Source organism: Apilactobacillus micheneri, from assembly GCF_006493595.1.
In the GTDB taxonomy this organism is placed as follows: domain Bacteria; phylum Bacillota; class Bacilli; order Lactobacillales; family Lactobacillaceae; genus Apilactobacillus; species Apilactobacillus micheneri.
The window spans coordinates 137,355-154,311 of record NZ_QUBI01000003.1 but is presented as its reverse complement, the minus strand read 5'-3'; the positions used below and the strand labels follow the sequence as shown (position 1 = coordinate 154,311).

The 16,957-nt window shown below is 30.8% G+C and carries 17 protein-coding genes and 2 other annotated features; of the genes, 12 read left to right on the top strand and 5 right to left on the bottom strand.

The window, feature by feature from the left end:
* Window positions 1-68: 68 nt before the first annotated feature.
* The 3 genes from mnmG to lepB (DY123_RS04470) all read left to right on the top strand — a co-directional run bounded on the left by mnmG (window position 69) and on the right by lepB (DY123_RS04470) (window position 3,455).
* Window positions 69-2,006, top strand: coding sequence for a tRNA uridine-5-carboxymethylaminomethyl(34) synthesis enzyme MnmG (gene mnmG / locus DY123_RS04480; RefSeq protein WP_404799057.1), 1,938 nt, complete (start codon window positions 69-71; stop codon window positions 2,004-2,006).
* A 105-nt stretch (window positions 2,007-2,111) separates the two neighbouring features.
* Window positions 2,112-2,729: a signal peptidase I gene (gene lepB, locus DY123_RS04475; RefSeq protein ID WP_140934449.1), complete on the top strand. Its 618-nt coding sequence runs from the start codon at window positions 2,112-2,114 to the stop codon at window positions 2,727-2,729.
* 108 nt (window positions 2,730-2,837) lie between these two features.
* Complete coding sequence (gene lepB, locus DY123_RS04470; RefSeq protein ID WP_108983028.1) at window positions 2,838-3,455, top strand: signal peptidase I; 618 nt, start codon at window positions 2,838-2,840, stop codon at window positions 3,453-3,455.
* Between the two features lie 37 nt (window positions 3,456-3,492).
* Here the strand turns inward: lepB (DY123_RS04470) and DY123_RS04465 are convergent, their stop codons facing one another.
* The gene (locus DY123_RS04465) at window positions 3,493-3,837 is read right to left on the bottom strand and encodes a hypothetical protein (protein ID WP_140934448.1); all 345 of its coding nucleotides are present in this window, start codon (window positions 3,835-3,837) and stop codon (window positions 3,493-3,495) included.
* Between the two features lie 192 nt (window positions 3,838-4,029).
* Here DY123_RS04465 and DY123_RS04460 point away from each other — a divergent pair, with 192 nt between their 5' ends.
* A complete protein-coding gene (locus DY123_RS04460; RefSeq protein WP_140934447.1) occupies window positions 4,030-5,340 on the top strand; it encodes a C1 family peptidase in 1,311 nt (436 codons plus the stop codon).
* Window positions 5,341-5,358: 18 nt separating this feature from the next.
* Window positions 5,359-6,681 carry a C1 family peptidase gene (locus tag DY123_RS04455; protein ID WP_105964317.1) on the top strand — a complete coding sequence of 441 codons (1,323 nt, stop codon included), beginning with the start codon at window positions 5,359-5,361 and terminating at the stop codon, window positions 6,679-6,681.
* Window positions 6,682-6,731: 50 nt separating this feature from the next.
* Here the strand turns inward: DY123_RS04455 and DY123_RS04450 are convergent, their stop codons facing one another.
* Window positions 6,732-7,517, bottom strand: a complete 786-nt coding sequence (locus tag DY123_RS04450; RefSeq protein WP_140936415.1) for a hypothetical protein — start codon at window positions 7,515-7,517, stop codon at window positions 6,732-6,734.
* A 163-nt stretch (window positions 7,518-7,680) separates the two neighbouring features.
* Window positions 7,681-7,902 (top strand) — a binding site (T-box leader).
* A 317-nt stretch (window positions 7,903-8,219) separates the two neighbouring features.
* Between DY123_RS04450 and DY123_RS04445 the strand changes: the two genes are divergently transcribed.
* Window positions 8,220-9,698: an ABC transporter substrate-binding protein/permease gene (locus DY123_RS04445; protein WP_140936414.1), complete on the top strand. Its 1,479-nt coding sequence runs from the start codon at window positions 8,220-8,222 to the stop codon at window positions 9,696-9,698.
* Entirely contained in the window at window positions 9,682-10,416 is a 735-nt protein-coding gene (locus DY123_RS04440; protein ID WP_318530561.1) for an amino acid ABC transporter ATP-binding protein, read from the top strand. Before DY123_RS04445 ends, DY123_RS04440 begins: the two co-directional genes overlap by 17 nt.
* 36 nt (window positions 10,417-10,452) lie before the next feature.
* On the opposite strand, the gene DY123_RS04435 is transcribed toward DY123_RS04440, so the two are convergent.
* Window positions 10,453-11,097: a hypothetical protein gene (locus DY123_RS04435; protein ID WP_140936222.1), complete on the bottom strand. Its 645-nt coding sequence runs from the start codon at window positions 11,095-11,097 to the stop codon at window positions 10,453-10,455.
* 189 nt (window positions 11,098-11,286) lie between these two features.
* Between DY123_RS04435 and DY123_RS04430 the strand changes: the two genes are divergently transcribed.
* Both DY123_RS04430 and DY123_RS04425 read left to right on the top strand, forming a co-directional pair.
* Complete coding sequence (locus DY123_RS04430) at window positions 11,287-11,469, top strand: DUF6440 family protein (RefSeq protein WP_105964301.1); 183 nt, start codon at window positions 11,287-11,289, stop codon at window positions 11,467-11,469.
* A gap of 42 nt (window positions 11,470-11,511) precedes the next feature.
* On the top strand, window positions 11,512-11,859 hold the full coding sequence (locus DY123_RS04425; protein ID WP_105964300.1) for a DUF1516 family protein: 348 nt from the start codon (window positions 11,512-11,514) through the stop codon (window positions 11,857-11,859).
* A gap of 48 nt (window positions 11,860-11,907) precedes the next feature.
* On the opposite strand, the gene DY123_RS04420 is transcribed toward DY123_RS04425, so the two are convergent.
* Window positions 11,908-12,297 (bottom strand): hypothetical protein, encoded by a 390-nt coding sequence (locus tag DY123_RS04420; RefSeq protein ID WP_105964299.1) that lies wholly within the window; start codon window positions 12,295-12,297, stop codon window positions 11,908-11,910.
* A 263-nt stretch (window positions 12,298-12,560) separates the two neighbouring features.
* Window positions 12,561-12,815, top strand: a binding site (T-box leader).
* Window positions 12,816-13,015: 200 nt separating this feature from the next.
* On the opposite strand from DY123_RS04420, the gene DY123_RS04415 reads away from it, so the two are divergent.
* From DY123_RS04415 to DY123_RS04405, 3 genes are all read left to right on the top strand, one after another.
* A complete protein-coding gene (locus tag DY123_RS04415; RefSeq protein WP_140934442.1) occupies window positions 13,016-14,635 on the top strand; it encodes a peptide ABC transporter substrate-binding protein in 1,620 nt (539 codons plus the stop codon).
* Window positions 14,636-14,726: 91 nt separating this feature from the next.
* Window positions 14,727-14,999, top strand: a complete 273-nt coding sequence (locus DY123_RS04410; protein WP_108983019.1) for a hypothetical protein — start codon at window positions 14,727-14,729, stop codon at window positions 14,997-14,999.
* A gap of 222 nt (window positions 15,000-15,221) precedes the next feature.
* Window positions 15,222-15,908 carry a helix-turn-helix domain-containing protein gene (locus DY123_RS04405; RefSeq protein ID WP_181398787.1) on the top strand — a complete coding sequence of 229 codons (687 nt, stop codon included), beginning with the start codon at window positions 15,222-15,224 and terminating at the stop codon, window positions 15,906-15,908.
* Window positions 15,909-15,937: 29 nt separating this feature from the next.
* Here the strand turns inward: DY123_RS04405 and DY123_RS04400 are convergent, their stop codons facing one another.
* Window positions 15,938-16,894, bottom strand: coding sequence for a baeRF3 domain-containing protein (locus DY123_RS04400; RefSeq protein WP_140936221.1), 957 nt, complete (start codon window positions 16,892-16,894; stop codon window positions 15,938-15,940).
* Window positions 16,895-16,957 lie beyond the last annotated feature (63 nt).

Here is a 16,957-nt window from a genome sequence, read left to right as displayed (position 1 = left end):
TCACGTGAAACAATGATTAAAAATAAAATGTTTTACATGAAACATTTATGTTTATGGAGGAAAAACGAATGAGTGAAATCGTAAGCGAAGAAAACATCCAATACGATGCCGGCGATTATGACGTAATCGTTGTCGGAGCTGGACATGCTGGTAGTGAAGCTGCCTTAGCTTCAGCCAGAATGGGCAATAAAACAATGCTAATTACTATTAATGTTGATATGGTTGCATTTATGCCATGTAATCCATCATTAGGTGGCCCTGCCAAAGGAACCGTTGTCCGTGAAATTGATGCCCTTGGTGGTGAAATGGGTCGTAATATTGATAAAACTTACATTCAAATGAGAATGTTGAACACTGGTAAAGGCCCTGCTGTGCGTGCTTTACGTGCACAGGCGGATAAGCATGCTTACCATCGTGCGATGAAACAAACTATCGAAGAACAACCAAACTTAACCTTACGTCAAGGAATTGTTGATTCTTTAATCGTTGAAGACGGTGTATGTAAGGGAATCGTTACTTATACTGGTGCTAAATATAGTGCTAAATCAGTGGTTGTTTGTGCAGGAACTGCTGCCCGTGGTCGTATTATTATTGGTGAACTAAGATATTCATCTGGTCCTAATAATTCACAACCAGCTTTAAAATTATCAAAGAATTTAGAAGACTTAGGCTTTGATCTAAAACGTTTCAAAACTGGAACTCCACCTCGTGTTAATGGTCGCACTATTGATTTCAGTGAAACTGAAGAACAACCAGGTGACCCAGAAGTTAACCACTTTAGTTACGAAACACCTGATGAAGACTATATTCCTGTTAAAGACCAATTATCTTGTTGGCTAACTTATACTAATGAAACCACTCATCAAATTATTCGTGATAATCTAGACCGTGCTCCCATGTTTACTGGTGTAATCGAGGGAGTGGGTCCAAGATATTGTCCATCAATTGAGGATAAGATTGTGCGTTTCGCTGATAAGAATCGTCATCAAGTATTCTTAGAACCAGAAGGTCGCGATACTAATGAATACTATTGTGATAGTTTATCAACATCATTGCCTGAAGAAGTTCAACAAAAGATGTTGCATTCAGTTGAAGGGTTACACCATGCTGAAATGATGCGTCCTGGTTACGCAATTGAATATGATGTGGTAGCTCCTTATCAATTAAAACCAACTTTTGAAACTAAACTTGTTAAGAACTTGTATACTGCCGGTCAAACCAACGGAACTTCTGGTTATGAAGAAGCTGCTGGACAAGGATTATATGCGGGTATTAATGCTGCTTTGCGTGCACAAGGTAAAGATCAATTTACTTTAAAACGTGATGAAGCTTATATCGGGGTATTAGCTGATGACTTGGTAACTAAAGGTACTAATGAACCTTACCGTTTATTAACTAGTCGTGCTGAATACCGTCTATTGTTAAGAAATGATAATGCTGACTTTCGTTTAACTGAAAAGGGTCATGATTTAGGCCTTATTTCTGATGAAAGATATAACAAATTCTTAGACAAGAAAAAGGCAGTTATGGACGAATTAGCTCGTTTAGATAAAATTAGAATCAAACCTGGCGAAGAAGTTAACAAATTTGTTGAAGAACATGGTGATAAACCATTGAAAGATGGGATCTTAGCATCCATCTTCCTACGTCGTCCATATGTAACCTATCAAACATTATTACAATTTATCGAACCAGCACCTCATCCATTAGGTCGTCGTGTAATCGAACAAGTTGAAATTAGAACTAAATATGCTGGATACATTAAGAAAGCTGAACAAAACGTTGCTCGTATGAAGAAAATGGAAGCTAAAAAGATTCCAGAAGATATTGATTACAAAGCTATTGATAGTTTGGCTACTGAAGCTCGTCAAAAACTTGAAAAAATCAGACCACAAACTGTGGCTCAAGCTTCAAGAATTTCGGGTGTTAATCCATCTGATGTTGCTATTTTAGGTGTTTATATTCAACAAGGACACATTGCAAAAATTAATTCAGAAGAGAAATAATGAAAAAAGAGCTAAGTAATTAATGATTACTTAGCTCTTTTTGTTAGTTATTAATTATTTTAAATAATGTTATAATTTTGTTAATTGAAATTAGGAGAGCTAATTATGAATAATAGGCTATTGAAAAATTCTTTGTATCTTTTAGTATATATAGTTATTGGAGTTATTTTGTATTTTATTATAAGCCACTTTGTCACAACCGTAAAAGTTGAGGGAAACTCAATGTATCCCAATCTAGTAAATAAAGAACGAGTGATTTTATTTCCACAAGCAAAGGTTAAAAGAAATAGTGTAATCGTATTTGATGCACATAGTGAAGATTCTAAGGCAGTAAGTAATGATGATTATGTAAAACGAGTAATTGGGATGCCAGGCGATCATATTTCATTTAAAGACCATCAAATATATATCAATGGGAAAGACGTTAAACAAAACTATATTAGTAAATTCCAACAACAACAGGGTTCTGAATATAGTAATGACAATGGACATTTAAAGGATTGGAATATTGCAAAATTATCAGAAACTAAATGGGAATATAATAAAAATGCCACGGTTGTGCCTAAAGGTGAATATTTTGTAATGGGGGACAATCGAGCAATCTCAAATGATAGTCGTTATTGGGGCTTTGTGAAAAAAGATAAAATTTTAGGAGTTGCTCATACTTTACCATGGTCAACTAATAAAACTACTCGTCACAACATTAATGACTTAGCTGAATAATAATTAAAGCCATGTTTTAACTCATAACATGGCTTTTTTACATAGTTTTAATATTTAAAATTTTAAAATAGTGATACAATATTAATATAATTGTGAGGAGAATTAATTATGAGTAAGAGATTTTTTAAAGAAGCTTTAAGTATCTTAATATATATTGCAATTGGGGTACTTTTATTTTTGATTTTGAATCATTTTGTTACTAGAGCTAATGTTGATGGTGATTCAATGTATCCAAACTTGGAAAATAATGAAAGTATCCTTGTTTTTCGCCAAGCTCAAGTAAAAAGAAATAGTGTAATTATTTTTGATGCACATGGTGAAGATCCTACAGCAACTCAAAAAATTAATTATGTAAAACGTGTAATTGGGATGCCCGGAGATAAAATTTCCTTTAAAAATGAACAATTATACGTTAATGATAAGCCAGTTGAACAAAATTATATTAGTAAGGAACAGCAACAAAAAGGTTCTGAATATAATTACAACGGTGAAAACATGAAGAACTGGGATATTTCTAAATTGTCTAAAACAAAATGGACATATAATAAAAATGCTACAGTTGTGCCTAAAGGCGAATATTTTGTAATGGGGGATAACCGAGAAATTTCCAATGATAGTCGTTATTGGGGATTTGTTAAAAAAGACAAAATTCTAGGCGTTGCTCATACATTCCCATGGTCAACCAATAAAACTGCTCGTCATAATATTAATAATTTAGCCGAATAATAAAAAGGTTCACTTGGATTTACCAAGTGAACTTTTTTTAATAAATAGTTGGAGCAACTTTATATTTATTTACATTTTTAATGTGTTTATGTTTTTTAATCTTTTTCATTTGATTAAAGGGCACATAACCATTAACTTTTGGAATATAACAGAACATAACTCCATTAAAACTTACGGAACGACCGATTTTTGTCTTTCCCAGTCTTTTAAAATTGTGAAAATGAATCATTTTATTTCCACGATTAGAAGCGATGTATTTATAAACATTAGTATAGTCATTACGATTAGTATATCTACTATTTGCTGATGCTTGATTGTTAGTGAAAATCAAGCAAAATGTAAGTGCGGTAAACAGGGATAATGCAATTGCAAATCTCTTCATGATAATATTATTCCTCCAAAAAACTATAAGCATAACTAATTACTAATTTACCAGTAATATAAAAAATATCAATAAATTTTCAAAAATTTAATACAATGTTAATAAATTGAAATCATTTTTAAAGCAGATTGGTTTCAAATAATTTTTCTTGTGATAACCTAATAATTAAAGAAAATAATTGGAGGTCTACTTATGGCTGATTCAAAATTAACTAAACAAGATTTTGATGCAATGCGTGAACAATATGCAAAAAATAAACGTGCAAATGTAATTCAAAGATCCATTATTCAAAATGGAATTAATAATACCGCAAAAGATAATACCGTGCCTGCTAAATTAAATCGTAGCTTCTCTGTTGAAATTGATACCGGTAAAGTAACTGATCAAAAACGCTCAGGTCGTTGCTGGTTATTTGCCTTACTTAATACATTAAGACATGATTTTGCTAAACGTTATGATGTAAAAAATTTCGAATTATCACAAAGCTATCTATTTTTCTGGGACAAAATCGAACGTGCTAATATTTTCTTCGATAATATTATTGCGACTGCTGGCAAACCAGTTGATGATCGTGAAGTACGTACTTACTTAGATGGACCCGGTAGTGATGGTGGTGAATGGGCAATGGCGGTTGCTTTAGTGCAAAAATATGGAGTAATGCCTACCTATGCTTTTCCTGAAAGTAAAGTTACTGATGATACATCTGATCTAAACGATGTATTGGATCTTACCATGCGTCGTGATGCTAAAATCTTGCGTGACATGGTTAATGGTGACGCATCTGATGATGAAATTAATCATAAACGCGATGAATTATTACGTGAAATCTTTAAAATCGCAGGTTATGCTTGTGGTGTTCCACGTGAAACATTCAACCTAGAATATCGTGATGACAAGAAAAAATATCATTTAGATCAAGATATTACCCCTAAAGAATTCTTTGATAAATATTTTGAAATTGATCTTGATGATTATGTTGTAATTGAAAATGCACCTAATAAGAAATTTAAGCAAAACTATATTAATCCTGCATCTGATAACGTTGTAGGTGGTCGTCATGTTGGCTTCTTAAACATGCCAATGGACGTTTTGAAAAAGACTGCTATTAATCAATTAAAAGATGGTGAAACCGTTTGGTTTGCTAATACTGTTACTACTCAATCTGATCGTAAAAATGGTATTTTAGATGCTGATTTATATCACTATGATCAATTATTTAATATTTATATGGATATGACTAAAGGCCAAAAATATGAATATTTAGATAGTATTTCTAATCATGCGATGACTTTAACTGGAGTTGATTTGGTAGATGATAAACCTACTAAATGGAAAGTTGAAAACTCATGGGGCGCAAAAGTCGGTGAAAAAGGTTACTTCGTAATGGCTGACAATTGGATGGATGCTTATGTTGATGAAGTAATTGTAAACAAAAAATACTTAACTGACGAACAACGACAATTATTAGACCAACAACCAATCGTATTAAAACCTTGGGAATAATGATAGGAGTGTATCTAAATGAATGATTCAAAATTAAGCATGGATTACTTAAATGATTTAAGAAAAGAATATGACAGTAATCCAGAAAATAAAATGTTAGAACGAGCAGTTACGCAAAATGGTATTAATAATGTTGCTCGTGATCCAGAAGCTAAAATTAGAATGAATCCAGTGTTCTCGGTGGAAGCAGATACTGGTAAAGTATCAAATCAAAAACAATCTGGTCGTTGCTGGATGTTTGCATTATTAAATACTTTGAAACATGAATTTGGCAAAAAATATGGTGTTAAAGACTTTGAAATGTCCCAAAATTATTTATTCTTCTGGGATAAAATTGAACGTGCTAATATTTTTTATGACAATATTATTGCAACTGCTGATAAGCCTGTTGACGACCGGACTGTTGAATTTTATTTAGCAGGGCCTGGTACTGATGGTGGACAATGGGCAATGGCGGTTTCATTAGTACAAAAATATGGAATAATGCCAAAAAGTGAATTTCCAGAATCATCAGTTTCTGAAAACACTAGTGATTTAAACACAGTCTTAAATTACAAATTACGCCAAGATGCCATGAAATTAAGAAATATGGTCAATGATGGTGTTAGCGATGAAGACATCAAAGAAGCTCGTAGCCAAATGTTGTCAGAAGTTTACCGTATCACTGCATATTCATTAGGTGTTCCACGTGAAACATTTGACTTTGAATACCGTGATGACAAGAAAAAATACCATATTGATCGTGATTTAACTCCTAAATCATTCTTTGATAAATACTTTGCTGATATTGATTTAGATGATTATGTAGTCTTAAGTAATTCACCTGATAAGGATTACGCAAAAGTTTATAGCATGAGTGCTCAAGACAATGTTGTGGGTGGTCGTAATATTGAATTCTTAAACTTACCAATGGAAGATTTGAAGAAAGCATCAATTGCTCAATTAAAAGACGGCCAAGCAGTTTGGATTTCTAATGATATTGCGCAACAATCAGAACGTAAGGCTGGATATTTAGATTCTAATTTGTATCGTTATGCCGACTTATTTAACATTGATTTATCAATGAGTAAAAAGGATCGTTTTGAATATCATGATGCTGAAGTTTCACATGCAACGGCGTTAACTGGCGTGGATTTAGTTGATGATCAACCACGTCGTTGGAAGATGGAAAATTCCTGGGGTGCCAAGAATGGCTTTGATGGTTATTACACCATGGACGATAGTTGGATGAATGACTATGTATATGAAGTGGTTGTTAATAAAAAATATTTAACTGATAAACAAAAAGAAATGTTAAATCAAGCTCCAATTGAATTGAAACCTTGGGATTCATTGGAATAATTAGATAAAAAATAAGCTACCAAAAATGGCAGCTTATTTTTTATACCTAATTATTTAGTTAAAGCACTATATTTAGATTTAGCAACTTTTAGATTATGATTAGCCTTAGATAATGATTTCTTATTCTTTTTTGAATGATGCTTTTTGAAATTATATTTAGCCTTATTATATCTTGATTTAGCAATTTTTAAATTTTTTTTAGCTCTAGAAATTTTTACTTTTCTATTGGAAGCATTTTTTCTATTAATGCGGGCTTGTTTTTTGGCCTTATTTTCTTGTTCTTTAGCATTGTTTTCTTGTATTTCTCTTGGTGAAGGTGCTACATCATCAAATTGCTTACCCCAATTTTGTATAGCTTCTGCTAAATTCATAGCTAGGTCGCAATAATTATCTATATTCGTATCTTTATAGTATGATGATAAAATTCCTTGAGTTGTAGAATCAAATCTATTATAAAAATGATTATATAGATAAATCAGTGCATTATATGAATCTGGATATTCATAATCATCATCGTCATCCTTATAATCATTAGTTATTCCACTGATTAATCCGGCAAAAGAATCTTTATTATCATTGTCAGTGTACGCAGATAACCTATTACCATCATCTGCCTTTAATCCATCTAGATCTCCAACAGTAAAGCCATTTCCTTTGTTTATTGATACAGCCATTGCTGCAGCATTAGCATCAGAATCAAATTGTTCATTGCTTATTTCATTTTTACTATCAGCATTTACAATTATCAAATTTGATTCTATGTTACTTATTGTTGAAAAACTTGTAGCAATAATTGTTACACTCGCAGTTATTGTTATCATTTTTCTTAAATTCATGTATATTCTCCTAAGTATGTATTATTAGTCATAATTTATTAATATGTAACTTGAAAATTATCACAATACTTAGTTTATCATTTATTTTATATTTTTTGGATTAAAATTAAATTAAAAAACACTTGCAATTTTTATAACATCGTTATATGATATTCACCAATTAAACAAGACGTTGAACAGGAATTCTAATTATCAGATATTTCACAGGAAGCTTAGGGTTGTGAAACTAAGCAATATCCTAATTAGATCGTACCTGAGAGTCATTTTTCGAAATGAGTAGAAAAAATCGTTAGCTGCGTTAATTGCTGAAGTTTTATACTTCGTAAGTTAATATCTGTGAAGATATTAAAAATTGAGGTGGCACCGCGGTTGATTCGTCCTCTTGGAATTTTATTCCAAGGGGACTTTTTTATTTAATTAAATATTTTAAAAGCATCGACAGAAATTTTATTAGAATTGTTATTTACAGAGAATTTAGTAATTGATGAGAGCTAAAGATAATATCTAGTAAATCGTATCTGTAAGTTTAACTTTGAAATGAGTAAAAGTTACGTTCGCAGCGTTATTGCGGAAGTTATTATAACTTCTTGAGTTAGTATTTGTGAGAATACTAAAAATTGAGGTGGCACCGCGAGCAATCGTCCTCTTGGATTAATTTCCAAGAGGACTTTTTTATTTTGTAGAAGAAGGGAGTAGTTTCACATGAAACATTTTAAGTTTATTGCAATTATGTTTATATTTTTCATCGGATTATTAGGAATGTTTAGCACTACTAACGTGAATGCAGCTAATACTAATGATCATTATTTAGCTAACATCAAAAAGAAGGGTACTTTGGTAATGGGGACTTCCCCTGATTATCCTCCTTATGAATTTTTAGGTAATAAGGATGGTCAAAATGAAGTCGAAGGTGCTGATGTTCAATTAGGCCAAAAAATTGCTAAAGACATGGGAGTTAAACTACAAGTTAAATCCATGGGATTTGATTCATTACTAGTTGGATTACAAACAAATAAAGTTGATATGGTAATCGCAGGGTTAAATAAAACTCCACAAAGAGCGAAGAGTGTTAGCTTTTCAAATAGTTATTACAAATCTGGAACTGGACTAATTATCAACAAAGACGACAAAAATAAAATAAAAGATTATCATGACTTGAAAGGTAAAGCAGTTGGAGCTCAAGTTGGATCTGTTCAATATGATTCAATTAAAAAATTATCTGGTGTTTCTACTAAAGGTATGGAAAATGCTAATGATTTAATCATGGCTTTGAAATCCAATAAAATTTCTGCAGTTGCGATGGATCAATCAGTTGCCCAAGCCTATGCAAATCATAATAGTGGAATTGTCACAATTCCATCGGGACTTCACTCAGGTGATTCAGATAATAATATTGCTTTTTCCAAAGGAGCTAATTCATTAGTTCAATCAGCAAACAAGACAATTACTAATTTACAAAAAGACAATCAATACACTAATAAATTTATTCCAACGGCAATTAATGAAATGCCTAATAATAAGAATCAATCAACCGTCAATTCAATGTGGCAGTATAAAGACTTCTTTATTTCAGGAATTGAAAATACAATCTTAATCTCAGTTATTTCAGTTATTTTTGGTATTATTCTTGGTGTTATTTTCGCACTAATGAGATTAAGTCATAATTGGTTATTACATGCAGTGGCAGTTTGCTACATTGAGTTCATTCGTGGAACTCCTCAACTAGTGCAAATTATGTTTGTATACTTTGGCCTAGGAGCTGTTGTTAACGTCCCAGCATTAACAGCTGGAATTGTTGCTATTTCAATTAATTCTGGAGCTTATGTAGCCGAAATCATTAGAGGTGGAATTACTTCCATTTCAGTTGGTCAAAACGAAGCTGCACTTTCATTAGGATTATCTAGTAAACAATCAATGAGATACATTGTTTTACCTCAAGCTTTCAAAAATATTTGGCCAGCTCTTGGGAATGAATTAGTGACTTTGATTAAAGATAGCTCATTAGCATCTGTAATTGGAGTAGGTGAGTTAATGTATCAAATGAGAGCCGTTCAAGCAGACACTTATAAAGGGGTTGCCCCAATCGCAATTATTATGGTGATCTACTTTATCATCACATTTACTATCTCTAGAATGATGAAATACTTTGAAGGGAAGTTTAACCATGGAACCAATGATTAAGATTGAAAATTTAACTAAAAAATTTAAAAACAATGTTATCTTTGAAAATTTAAATGCTGAAGTTAACAAAGGTGATGTAATTTCATTGTTAGGGCCTTCAGGTGCCGGTAAAAGTACTTTCCTACGTTGCATTAATATGTTGGGGGAACCAACTAGCGGAAAAATTTTATTAAATGGCAAAGATTTAGTTTCTAGTTCTGCTAAAGAATTAATCCAATTAAGAACTAAGATTGGAATGGTTTTCCAAGGTTTTAATTTATTCGAAAATAAAAGCGTTTTAGATAATATTACTTTGGCACCAATTAAAGTTAAAGGCATGACTAAAGAAGCTGCTGAAAATAAAGCGCATGAATTATTAAAAACAGTTGGCTTAGATAATAAAGCTAATGTATTTCCGGCTAGTTTATCTGGTGGTCAAGCACAACGTGTGGCCATTGTTAGAGCTTTAGCGATGGATCCAGAAGTTATCTTGTTTGATGAACCTACTTCTGCTCTAGATCCGGAAAAAGTAGGGGAAGTTTTAAATGTAATGAAAGAACTTGCTAAACAAGATATGACCATGATTATTGTTACTCATGAAATGGAATTTGCGAAGAACGTTTCTGACCAAATCTGGTTTATGGATGAAGGTAAGTTACAAGAAAAACAAACTCCGGATGGTTTCTTTAATCAACCACAAACTGAAAATGCTAAAAGATTTTTAAGTAAAATGATATAGAAAAAAGGACTAGATTATTAAATCTAGTCCTTTTTATTAATCATCTTCGCCTTTTTTCTCGTAATGACGTTTTAACATTTTAGTTACTAGTGAGAGTAAATTTAGGAATATTACAGCTAATAAGAACGTCATTGTGATAGAAATTAAGATGATAACATCATTTTCTCTGTATTTATGAAAACTGAGTTGTGGAAAATATCTACGATAACTCATTGTCGCAATGCCAAAGATAATGGGAATGACAAACGTTGTTATGGTTTTAGAATAACTTAAACGGTATAAAGTTTTGTTAACGATATTGCTGAGCAAAAAAATAGCAATTGGTAAATTTGATGAAATTAAAAAGAAAAGGATAACCTTACGATCAGTGAAATTTTCATAAGAAGCAAAAGATGCAATACTAAAAACAATCCCAAACAATACTAAACCAGTTGCGAAAATAAACCATAATCTTAAATAGTTATCTAGTTCATTTTTCCTATCTTGACGTTTTTTATATGCTTGGATATTTTCTCGAATATCTTGATATAGTTCAAAAGTTAAATAATCTTCAGCGACATATAAAGTTTGGCTTTCATTTAGTTCTTTATTTTTATACATTTTAAATAAATAGTCCTGAAATTTTATTAGATCAAGTTTATTATTTTTTTCAACACTATATTTTTTTAAGTATTTTCGCATATATGGTCGCACTAACTGTTTAGCTTTAAATTCATCGTAATTAATAGTTTGCACCTCCTTCAATAATAATATATCAAAATAATTTATATTTGCCAGTCTAATGCTTTTTTGATTATTGATGCTTTATTATGTACAATAGAATAGATTTATAATTGTATAGTTATTGACGAATTCAAGGAGGCAGTTTTATTGTCTAAAAGATTTAAATTAGTTGAAGAATCATTTACAGGAGTTTCCATTTATATCGATCAACGTACAGGAGTGGAGTATGGTGGTTATGGTAGTACTTTAACCCCTTTACGTAATTCTGATGGTTCATTGTTTGTAGACCAATCTGAAATTGATGACGATTATAAACATGAATCTAAGTAGTTGATGGATTTTTATTGAATTTAATGGGAGTGTTTAATTTATATGTATTTGTGGATTCATTTAATTTTCGCAATACTTTTAATAGTTTTAGTATCATTATCAATTTTTAAGAAAAAAGGATTTATGCCTTACATGATGATTAGTCGTGTAACTTATTTAGTTTTTATTGTTACGGGATCACTTTTATTTTTTAAGGCATATGACCGTAATCCAATTTTTGCAATTTTAAAAGTTTTAGCAGCAATAATGTTTATTGGATTGCTAGAAATGACGTTTGCCGAAAAGAATAAGGGACGTATCACTAAGGGTATGATAATAAGCTTATATTGTGCATTAATTTTGTTATTTATTATTGGTTTTATTACTGCAGGTGGCCGTCCATTTGTTTAAAAATATGTAAAAAAATAAGAGCATCCAATATTTGGATGCTCTTTTAATTTATTCAAAATCTTGTAATGCTAATTCAGCATATGTTAAACGTGCAAAAGTTTCATCTGTTGATACACCAGCATGAGTAAACATGTTAGCGAATAAAACAAATTTAGGTGTTTCTCTAAATTCACCACATAGTTCAATTAATCTTCTTAGTTGAGTAGTACGATTTTCTAAATCATCAATGTGATTTAGTTCAAGATCATTTTTAGCAGCGTCATAAATAATTTTATATGCCTCAGTGTTTGTTAACAAATCAAGTTTCTTAACTTGTTTCATGAAATCATCAAATTGTTCATCTGATAGTTGGTCTCTAACAAAATCTAAATCAACAATTTCATCACTATAATCTTGTGCCCATTCCATTAAAATAGGTCTTAATTTTATGTCTGACATCTTTTTAAAATCCTCTCCTAAATCAAATAGCAATCATTTTATATATTATATAACATAAATATATGGATGTGATGCTTTTAGTTTTATTCTGAAGTGTCATATTTTAACTATTTATTTTTTATAAATAGCATAAATGTTATTATCTCACATTTATTGATTAAAATGCAAAAGTAATAGATTAGTCTAAACATTAAATTATTTTTAGAAAAATTTGACAAAGATGAGAAAAGTATTAGGATTTAAATTGTTGGCAAATAAATATATCAAAAGCGTTGAAATAGAAAGAGTAATTTTTACATGATTTTTTAGAGAGATTCCGTTTGGTGAAAGGAATTAATGAGTGTAAAAATGAAAATCATCTATTAGCTGCTGGGCAAAATAAAGTAGTCCAAGCTGGGAATTCCCATTATTGAATCTGCAAATCAACAGGTTTGTTTGAGTGATATCGTTTTGCCATATTAAAAATGAAATTAAAAACGGTATAACAAAAGGTGGTACCGCGCGCAAGCGTCCTTTATTTCGTGTATGCGAAATATGGGGCGCTTTTTTTATACATAACTTTAAGGGGGTGATTTTTATGAAACATGACATTAGTGGCATTCAAAATGCGAATCGTAATTAGTTATAAATTTCATAAAAGTAGACTTCCAATGGAGATATTAAAATAATAAATGATTTCTTCATTGGGTAGTCACTATAAACATAGGGGGATTATAAAATGAAGAAATCAGTATTGTCAGTTTTGGCTTTAACGGCCTTATCAAGTTTAGGATTAGCCGCTTGTGGTAATCAAGCCAGTGGTAGTCATAATGGAGTTGTAAATATGTCAGAGCCATCTAACTTATTAACACTAGATCAATCAAAATTAGTTGATCAAGTGAGTGATGTAACTTTGAATAATTCCAACCAAGGGCTTTTGGTTATGACTAAAAACAGCCAAGTTGTTCCAGGTGTTGCTAAAAACTATAAAGTATCGAAAGATGGTAAAACTTATACATTTAATTTAAGACATTCTAAGTGGAGTAATGGGACTCCAGTAACTGCTAAAGATTTTGTTTATGGATTTCAAAGAAGTGTGAATCCTAAAACTGCTGCTGCTTATCAATATTTATTTGATAATGTACATAATGCTGGAGCTGTCGCTAAAGGTAAAATGCCAGTTTCTAGTTTAGGTGTTAAAGCTGAAGGTGATTATAAATTTGTTGTTAGTTTAGACAAACCAGAAACTTACTTTAAATACGTTGCAACAATGCCACCAACTTATCCACAAAGTAAATCTGAAGTAGACAAATATGGTAGTGGATATGCAACTACAAGTGATAAGCAATTATATAATGGTGCTTTTCAAGTTAAAGGTTGGACTGGAACTAACGATAATTGGCAATTAGTAAAAAATCCTTATTATTGGGATAAAAATAACACTAAATTATCAACTATGAAATTTAGTGTTGCTAAGGATCCACAAACTGCTTTAGATCAATATCAAAGCGGCAATTTAGATGAAATGCAATTAAGCGGAAAAAGCCAAGTATCAAGTTTTAAGGGTAATTCTGAATATCATCCTAGAAAAGAAGCAGGCACTTATTATCTAGAAATGAATCAAAAGAAAGTTGCAGCACTAAGAAATGTTAATGTTAGAAAAGCATTGTCACTAGCTGTTAATCGTAATGAACTAACTAATAATGTTTTAGGTAATGGATCGGTTCCAGCAAAAGGGTTTGTTGCTTCAGATATGTCTAAATATAAAGGAAAAGATTTTACTGATGATGGTTATGTTTCATCAGCTGTATCAAGTAATCTAGAACAAGCGAAGAAATTATTTGTTAAAGGGATGAAGGAAGTAGGCCAAAACAAATTAAATCTTTCTTTATTATCAGATGATTCATCAGATTCCAAATCAATGACTGAATTTATGCAAAATGAATTTCAAAAGTTACCTGGATTAACAGTTAATGATGTTAATGTGCCAGCAAAAGTTGCTACTTCAAGAACTGAAAAAGGTGATTTTGATTTAACTGTTGATGCTTGGATTGCTGACTTTCCAGACCCAGTTAGCTTTATGAGTTTAATGACTACTAATAATGGTTATAATCATGGTGGTTGGAGCAATTCTCAATATGATAGTTTAATGAAAAAAGCAACTACTAACGATGCAAATAATTATGCAAAACGTTGGAATGATATGGTTAATGCACAAAAAGTAATGTTAAAAGATCAAGCAGTAGCACCTTTGTATCAATTAGTCAGTCCACAAGTATTAAAAAATCGTGTTCAAGGAGTTAACTACTATCCAAGTGGTGGTAATTATGACTTTAGATATGTTCACACCAACAATTAATATTGCTATGTATTTCTTATAACATTAACTATTCAACTAATGTTAAAATAATATTGTTAGTTATTTTAATTTATAGATTGGAGTTATTAATATGTTAGATAATGTGATCTCAAAAGTTAAAAATATGATGAATAACTATGAAGATGGCGAAAAAGATAATGTTTCCAAAGATACAATTAGAGAAATCAGAGAAACAAAAGCTGCTAACCAATATCGTCATATTCAAGAACATACTAATTTAAGATATAACCGAAGAATGCAAAATAATGTTTATAGTGAATTAAATAAAGATAGAATGTACAGATTGGCTCTTGCCAACAGCCTACCAAAGTCTATTAAAAAAATTACAAGTGCTCATAATTAATAATAAAAAATTTTTAGATCCATTAATTATTGAAAAATAATTAATGGATCTTTTTTTGCTATATTTCATTTATCATGATCATTCAGGAGTTGTAATGGATAGAAAAACAAGTATTGTGCAAAATGATTAATTAAAAATGTTGTCACAGCGGTCTTGCAACCGAAAGTTGCGTGACATTTTATCTCCTAATATAGTAATTTAATGAATATAGGAGGCGTTGGAATGAATTTAAGTGAAAAAATAAAAGATGGTCGCAAGAAATCCAATTTTACTCAGCAAGAATTAGCTGATCGACTTCATGTAACTAGGCAAGCATTATCTAAATGGGAAAATGATCAAAGCTATCCTAACTTAGATATTCTAGTTAATATTAGTAAAATCCTACGTATTTCATTAAATGAACTATTGGGCGAAAATCACGAAATGGTTGAACAAATTAGTAATGATGTAAGGAGTAAACATAAGTACATGAAATATCTTTATATTGTTAGTGGTGCTTTTGTATTATCGTTATTAATATCGTGTGCTATGTTATTTTTTGCATATGGTGAAGAAACGCATTCTGTTGCTTTTGATAGATTTAATCCATCATTAAAAACAGAGCAGGGATATGCTATTTTGCCTAAGAAAACGCCAAGTCAAATTATCAAGAATAATTATAATAAGAAAGATTATAGAAAATATGTTAATCATCCTGAAAAGATTTATTCTTATGTTCATGATGCTGATGGAAAAGGTGAATATCTAAACTTTGCTACTGGTTTTTACGATGCTAATCATCGCTGGGCCAAAGTTGTTCATAAGGGATCATATGTTTCTAAAGCTGAATTAATTAGCAAAGATGAAATTCCATCGAATATCAGAAAAAATATTAGTGACTCTTATGAAAATTATGGAGTTAAAAACTAAAAAGCCTACTAAAATGAGTAGGCTTTTTACTATACATATTGTCGATTGATGACTGCACAATTAGCATTAACTGGCATATCTTCTTTAGAAAGAACAAACACTTCTCCAGCAAAACCAATCGTTGTAATCGCCAAATCATTATAAAGCTTTTCATAGTTATCTTCATTGATAAATAAAGTATCAATTTTACCTGCAGTGGCATCATAAATGATTTCATTTAGGTCATCTGAAGCAGCATTATCAGCTTTAGCTTTTTCATAATTGAATTTATTATTAGCAGTGCCAGCTTTATAAAATTGTTGATTAACTTTATCAACGATGTCATTTAGATTGTCTTCATTAACATCATCTTCATAAGTTATATCTTTTAATAACTTAGGTTGTTTAGCGATTTTCGCATATAGATTATGATTTTCATCGTTAGCGATTAGGACAGTTGGTAAATAATCATCATCTTTGAACATATCGGTAATATATTCATCAACTAATTGATAAAATTTATTTTGATCATTGTCTAATAGAATAGAAATAGGTTTATTAACCAAATTGAATTCATTAATTTTTCCATTATCAACACGATATAATCTAAAACTATTTTTTTCTAATACCAATAATCGATAATGTAATTCAGTTTCTATTTCTTTTATTAGTGGAATAATATCCATAGTATCTGACATCATAACCTTAGTATCAGTATTTTTAGTTAATGTGAATGAATGAATAGCTTTAACGCTCACAAATAATGCAAATCCAGTTCCATTATCAACGTGTTTAGCACGGTCAAAATTGAATTTTTTAAGTTTACGTTCATATCTAGACCATAAACTTTCATCATATTTGTTAATAAATTTTGTTTTTATATTTTGAATTAAATTTAAGTATTCATTTTTGTTACTTATTTCTTTAAAGGTAACATAAAGTGAAATGAATGGACCCATTTCATAGTCCAAAGTCAACATGTTTCTTAGTTCAGTAGTGGACGTCAATTTATAACCCCCTTGTTTAATATATTAACAGTATATCACGATACACATTTGTAGAAATATTAT

Bases quoted from the DNA above. Each gene is read 5' to 3' on its own strand.
- mnmG (WP_404799057.1), top strand. From the start codon at position 69: ATGAGTGAAATCGTAAGCGAAGAAAACATCCAATACGATGCCGGCGAT.
- lepB (WP_140934449.1), top strand. From the start codon at position 2,112: ATGAATAATAGGCTATTGAAAAATTCTTTGTATCTTTTAGTATATATA.
- lepB (WP_108983028.1), top strand. From the start codon at position 2,838: ATGAGTAAGAGATTTTTTAAAGAAGCTTTAAGTATCTTAATATATATT.
- DY123_RS04465 (WP_140934448.1), bottom strand. From the start codon at position 3,837: ATGAAGAGATTTGCAATTGCATTATCCCTGTTTACCGCACTTACATTT.
- DY123_RS04460 (WP_140934447.1), top strand. From the start codon at position 4,030: ATGGCTGATTCAAAATTAACTAAACAAGATTTTGATGCAATGCGTGAA.
- DY123_RS04455 (WP_105964317.1), top strand. From the start codon at position 5,359: ATGAATGATTCAAAATTAAGCATGGATTACTTAAATGATTTAAGAAAA.
- DY123_RS04450 (WP_140936415.1), bottom strand. From the start codon at position 7,517: ATGAATTTAAGAAAAATGATAACAATAACTGCGAGTGTAACAATTATT.
- DY123_RS04445 (WP_140936414.1), top strand. From the start codon at position 8,220: ATGAAACATTTTAAGTTTATTGCAATTATGTTTATATTTTTCATCGGA.
- DY123_RS04440 (WP_318530561.1), top strand. From the start codon at position 9,682: ATGGAACCAATGATTAAGATTGAAAATTTAACTAAAAAATTTAAAAAC.
- DY123_RS04435 (WP_140936222.1), bottom strand. From the start codon at position 11,097: ATGCGAAAATACTTAAAAAAATATAGTGTTGAAAAAAATAATAAACTT.
- DY123_RS04425 (WP_105964300.1), top strand. From the start codon at position 11,512: ATGTATTTGTGGATTCATTTAATTTTCGCAATACTTTTAATAGTTTTA.
- DY123_RS04420 (WP_105964299.1), bottom strand. From the start codon at position 12,297: ATGTCAGACATAAAATTAAGACCTATTTTAATGGAATGGGCACAAGAT.
- DY123_RS04415 (WP_140934442.1), top strand. From the start codon at position 13,016: ATGAAGAAATCAGTATTGTCAGTTTTGGCTTTAACGGCCTTATCAAGT.
- DY123_RS04410 (WP_108983019.1), top strand. From the start codon at position 14,727: ATGTTAGATAATGTGATCTCAAAAGTTAAAAATATGATGAATAACTAT.
- DY123_RS04405 (WP_181398787.1), top strand. From the start codon at position 15,222: ATGAATTTAAGTGAAAAAATAAAAGATGGTCGCAAGAAATCCAATTTT.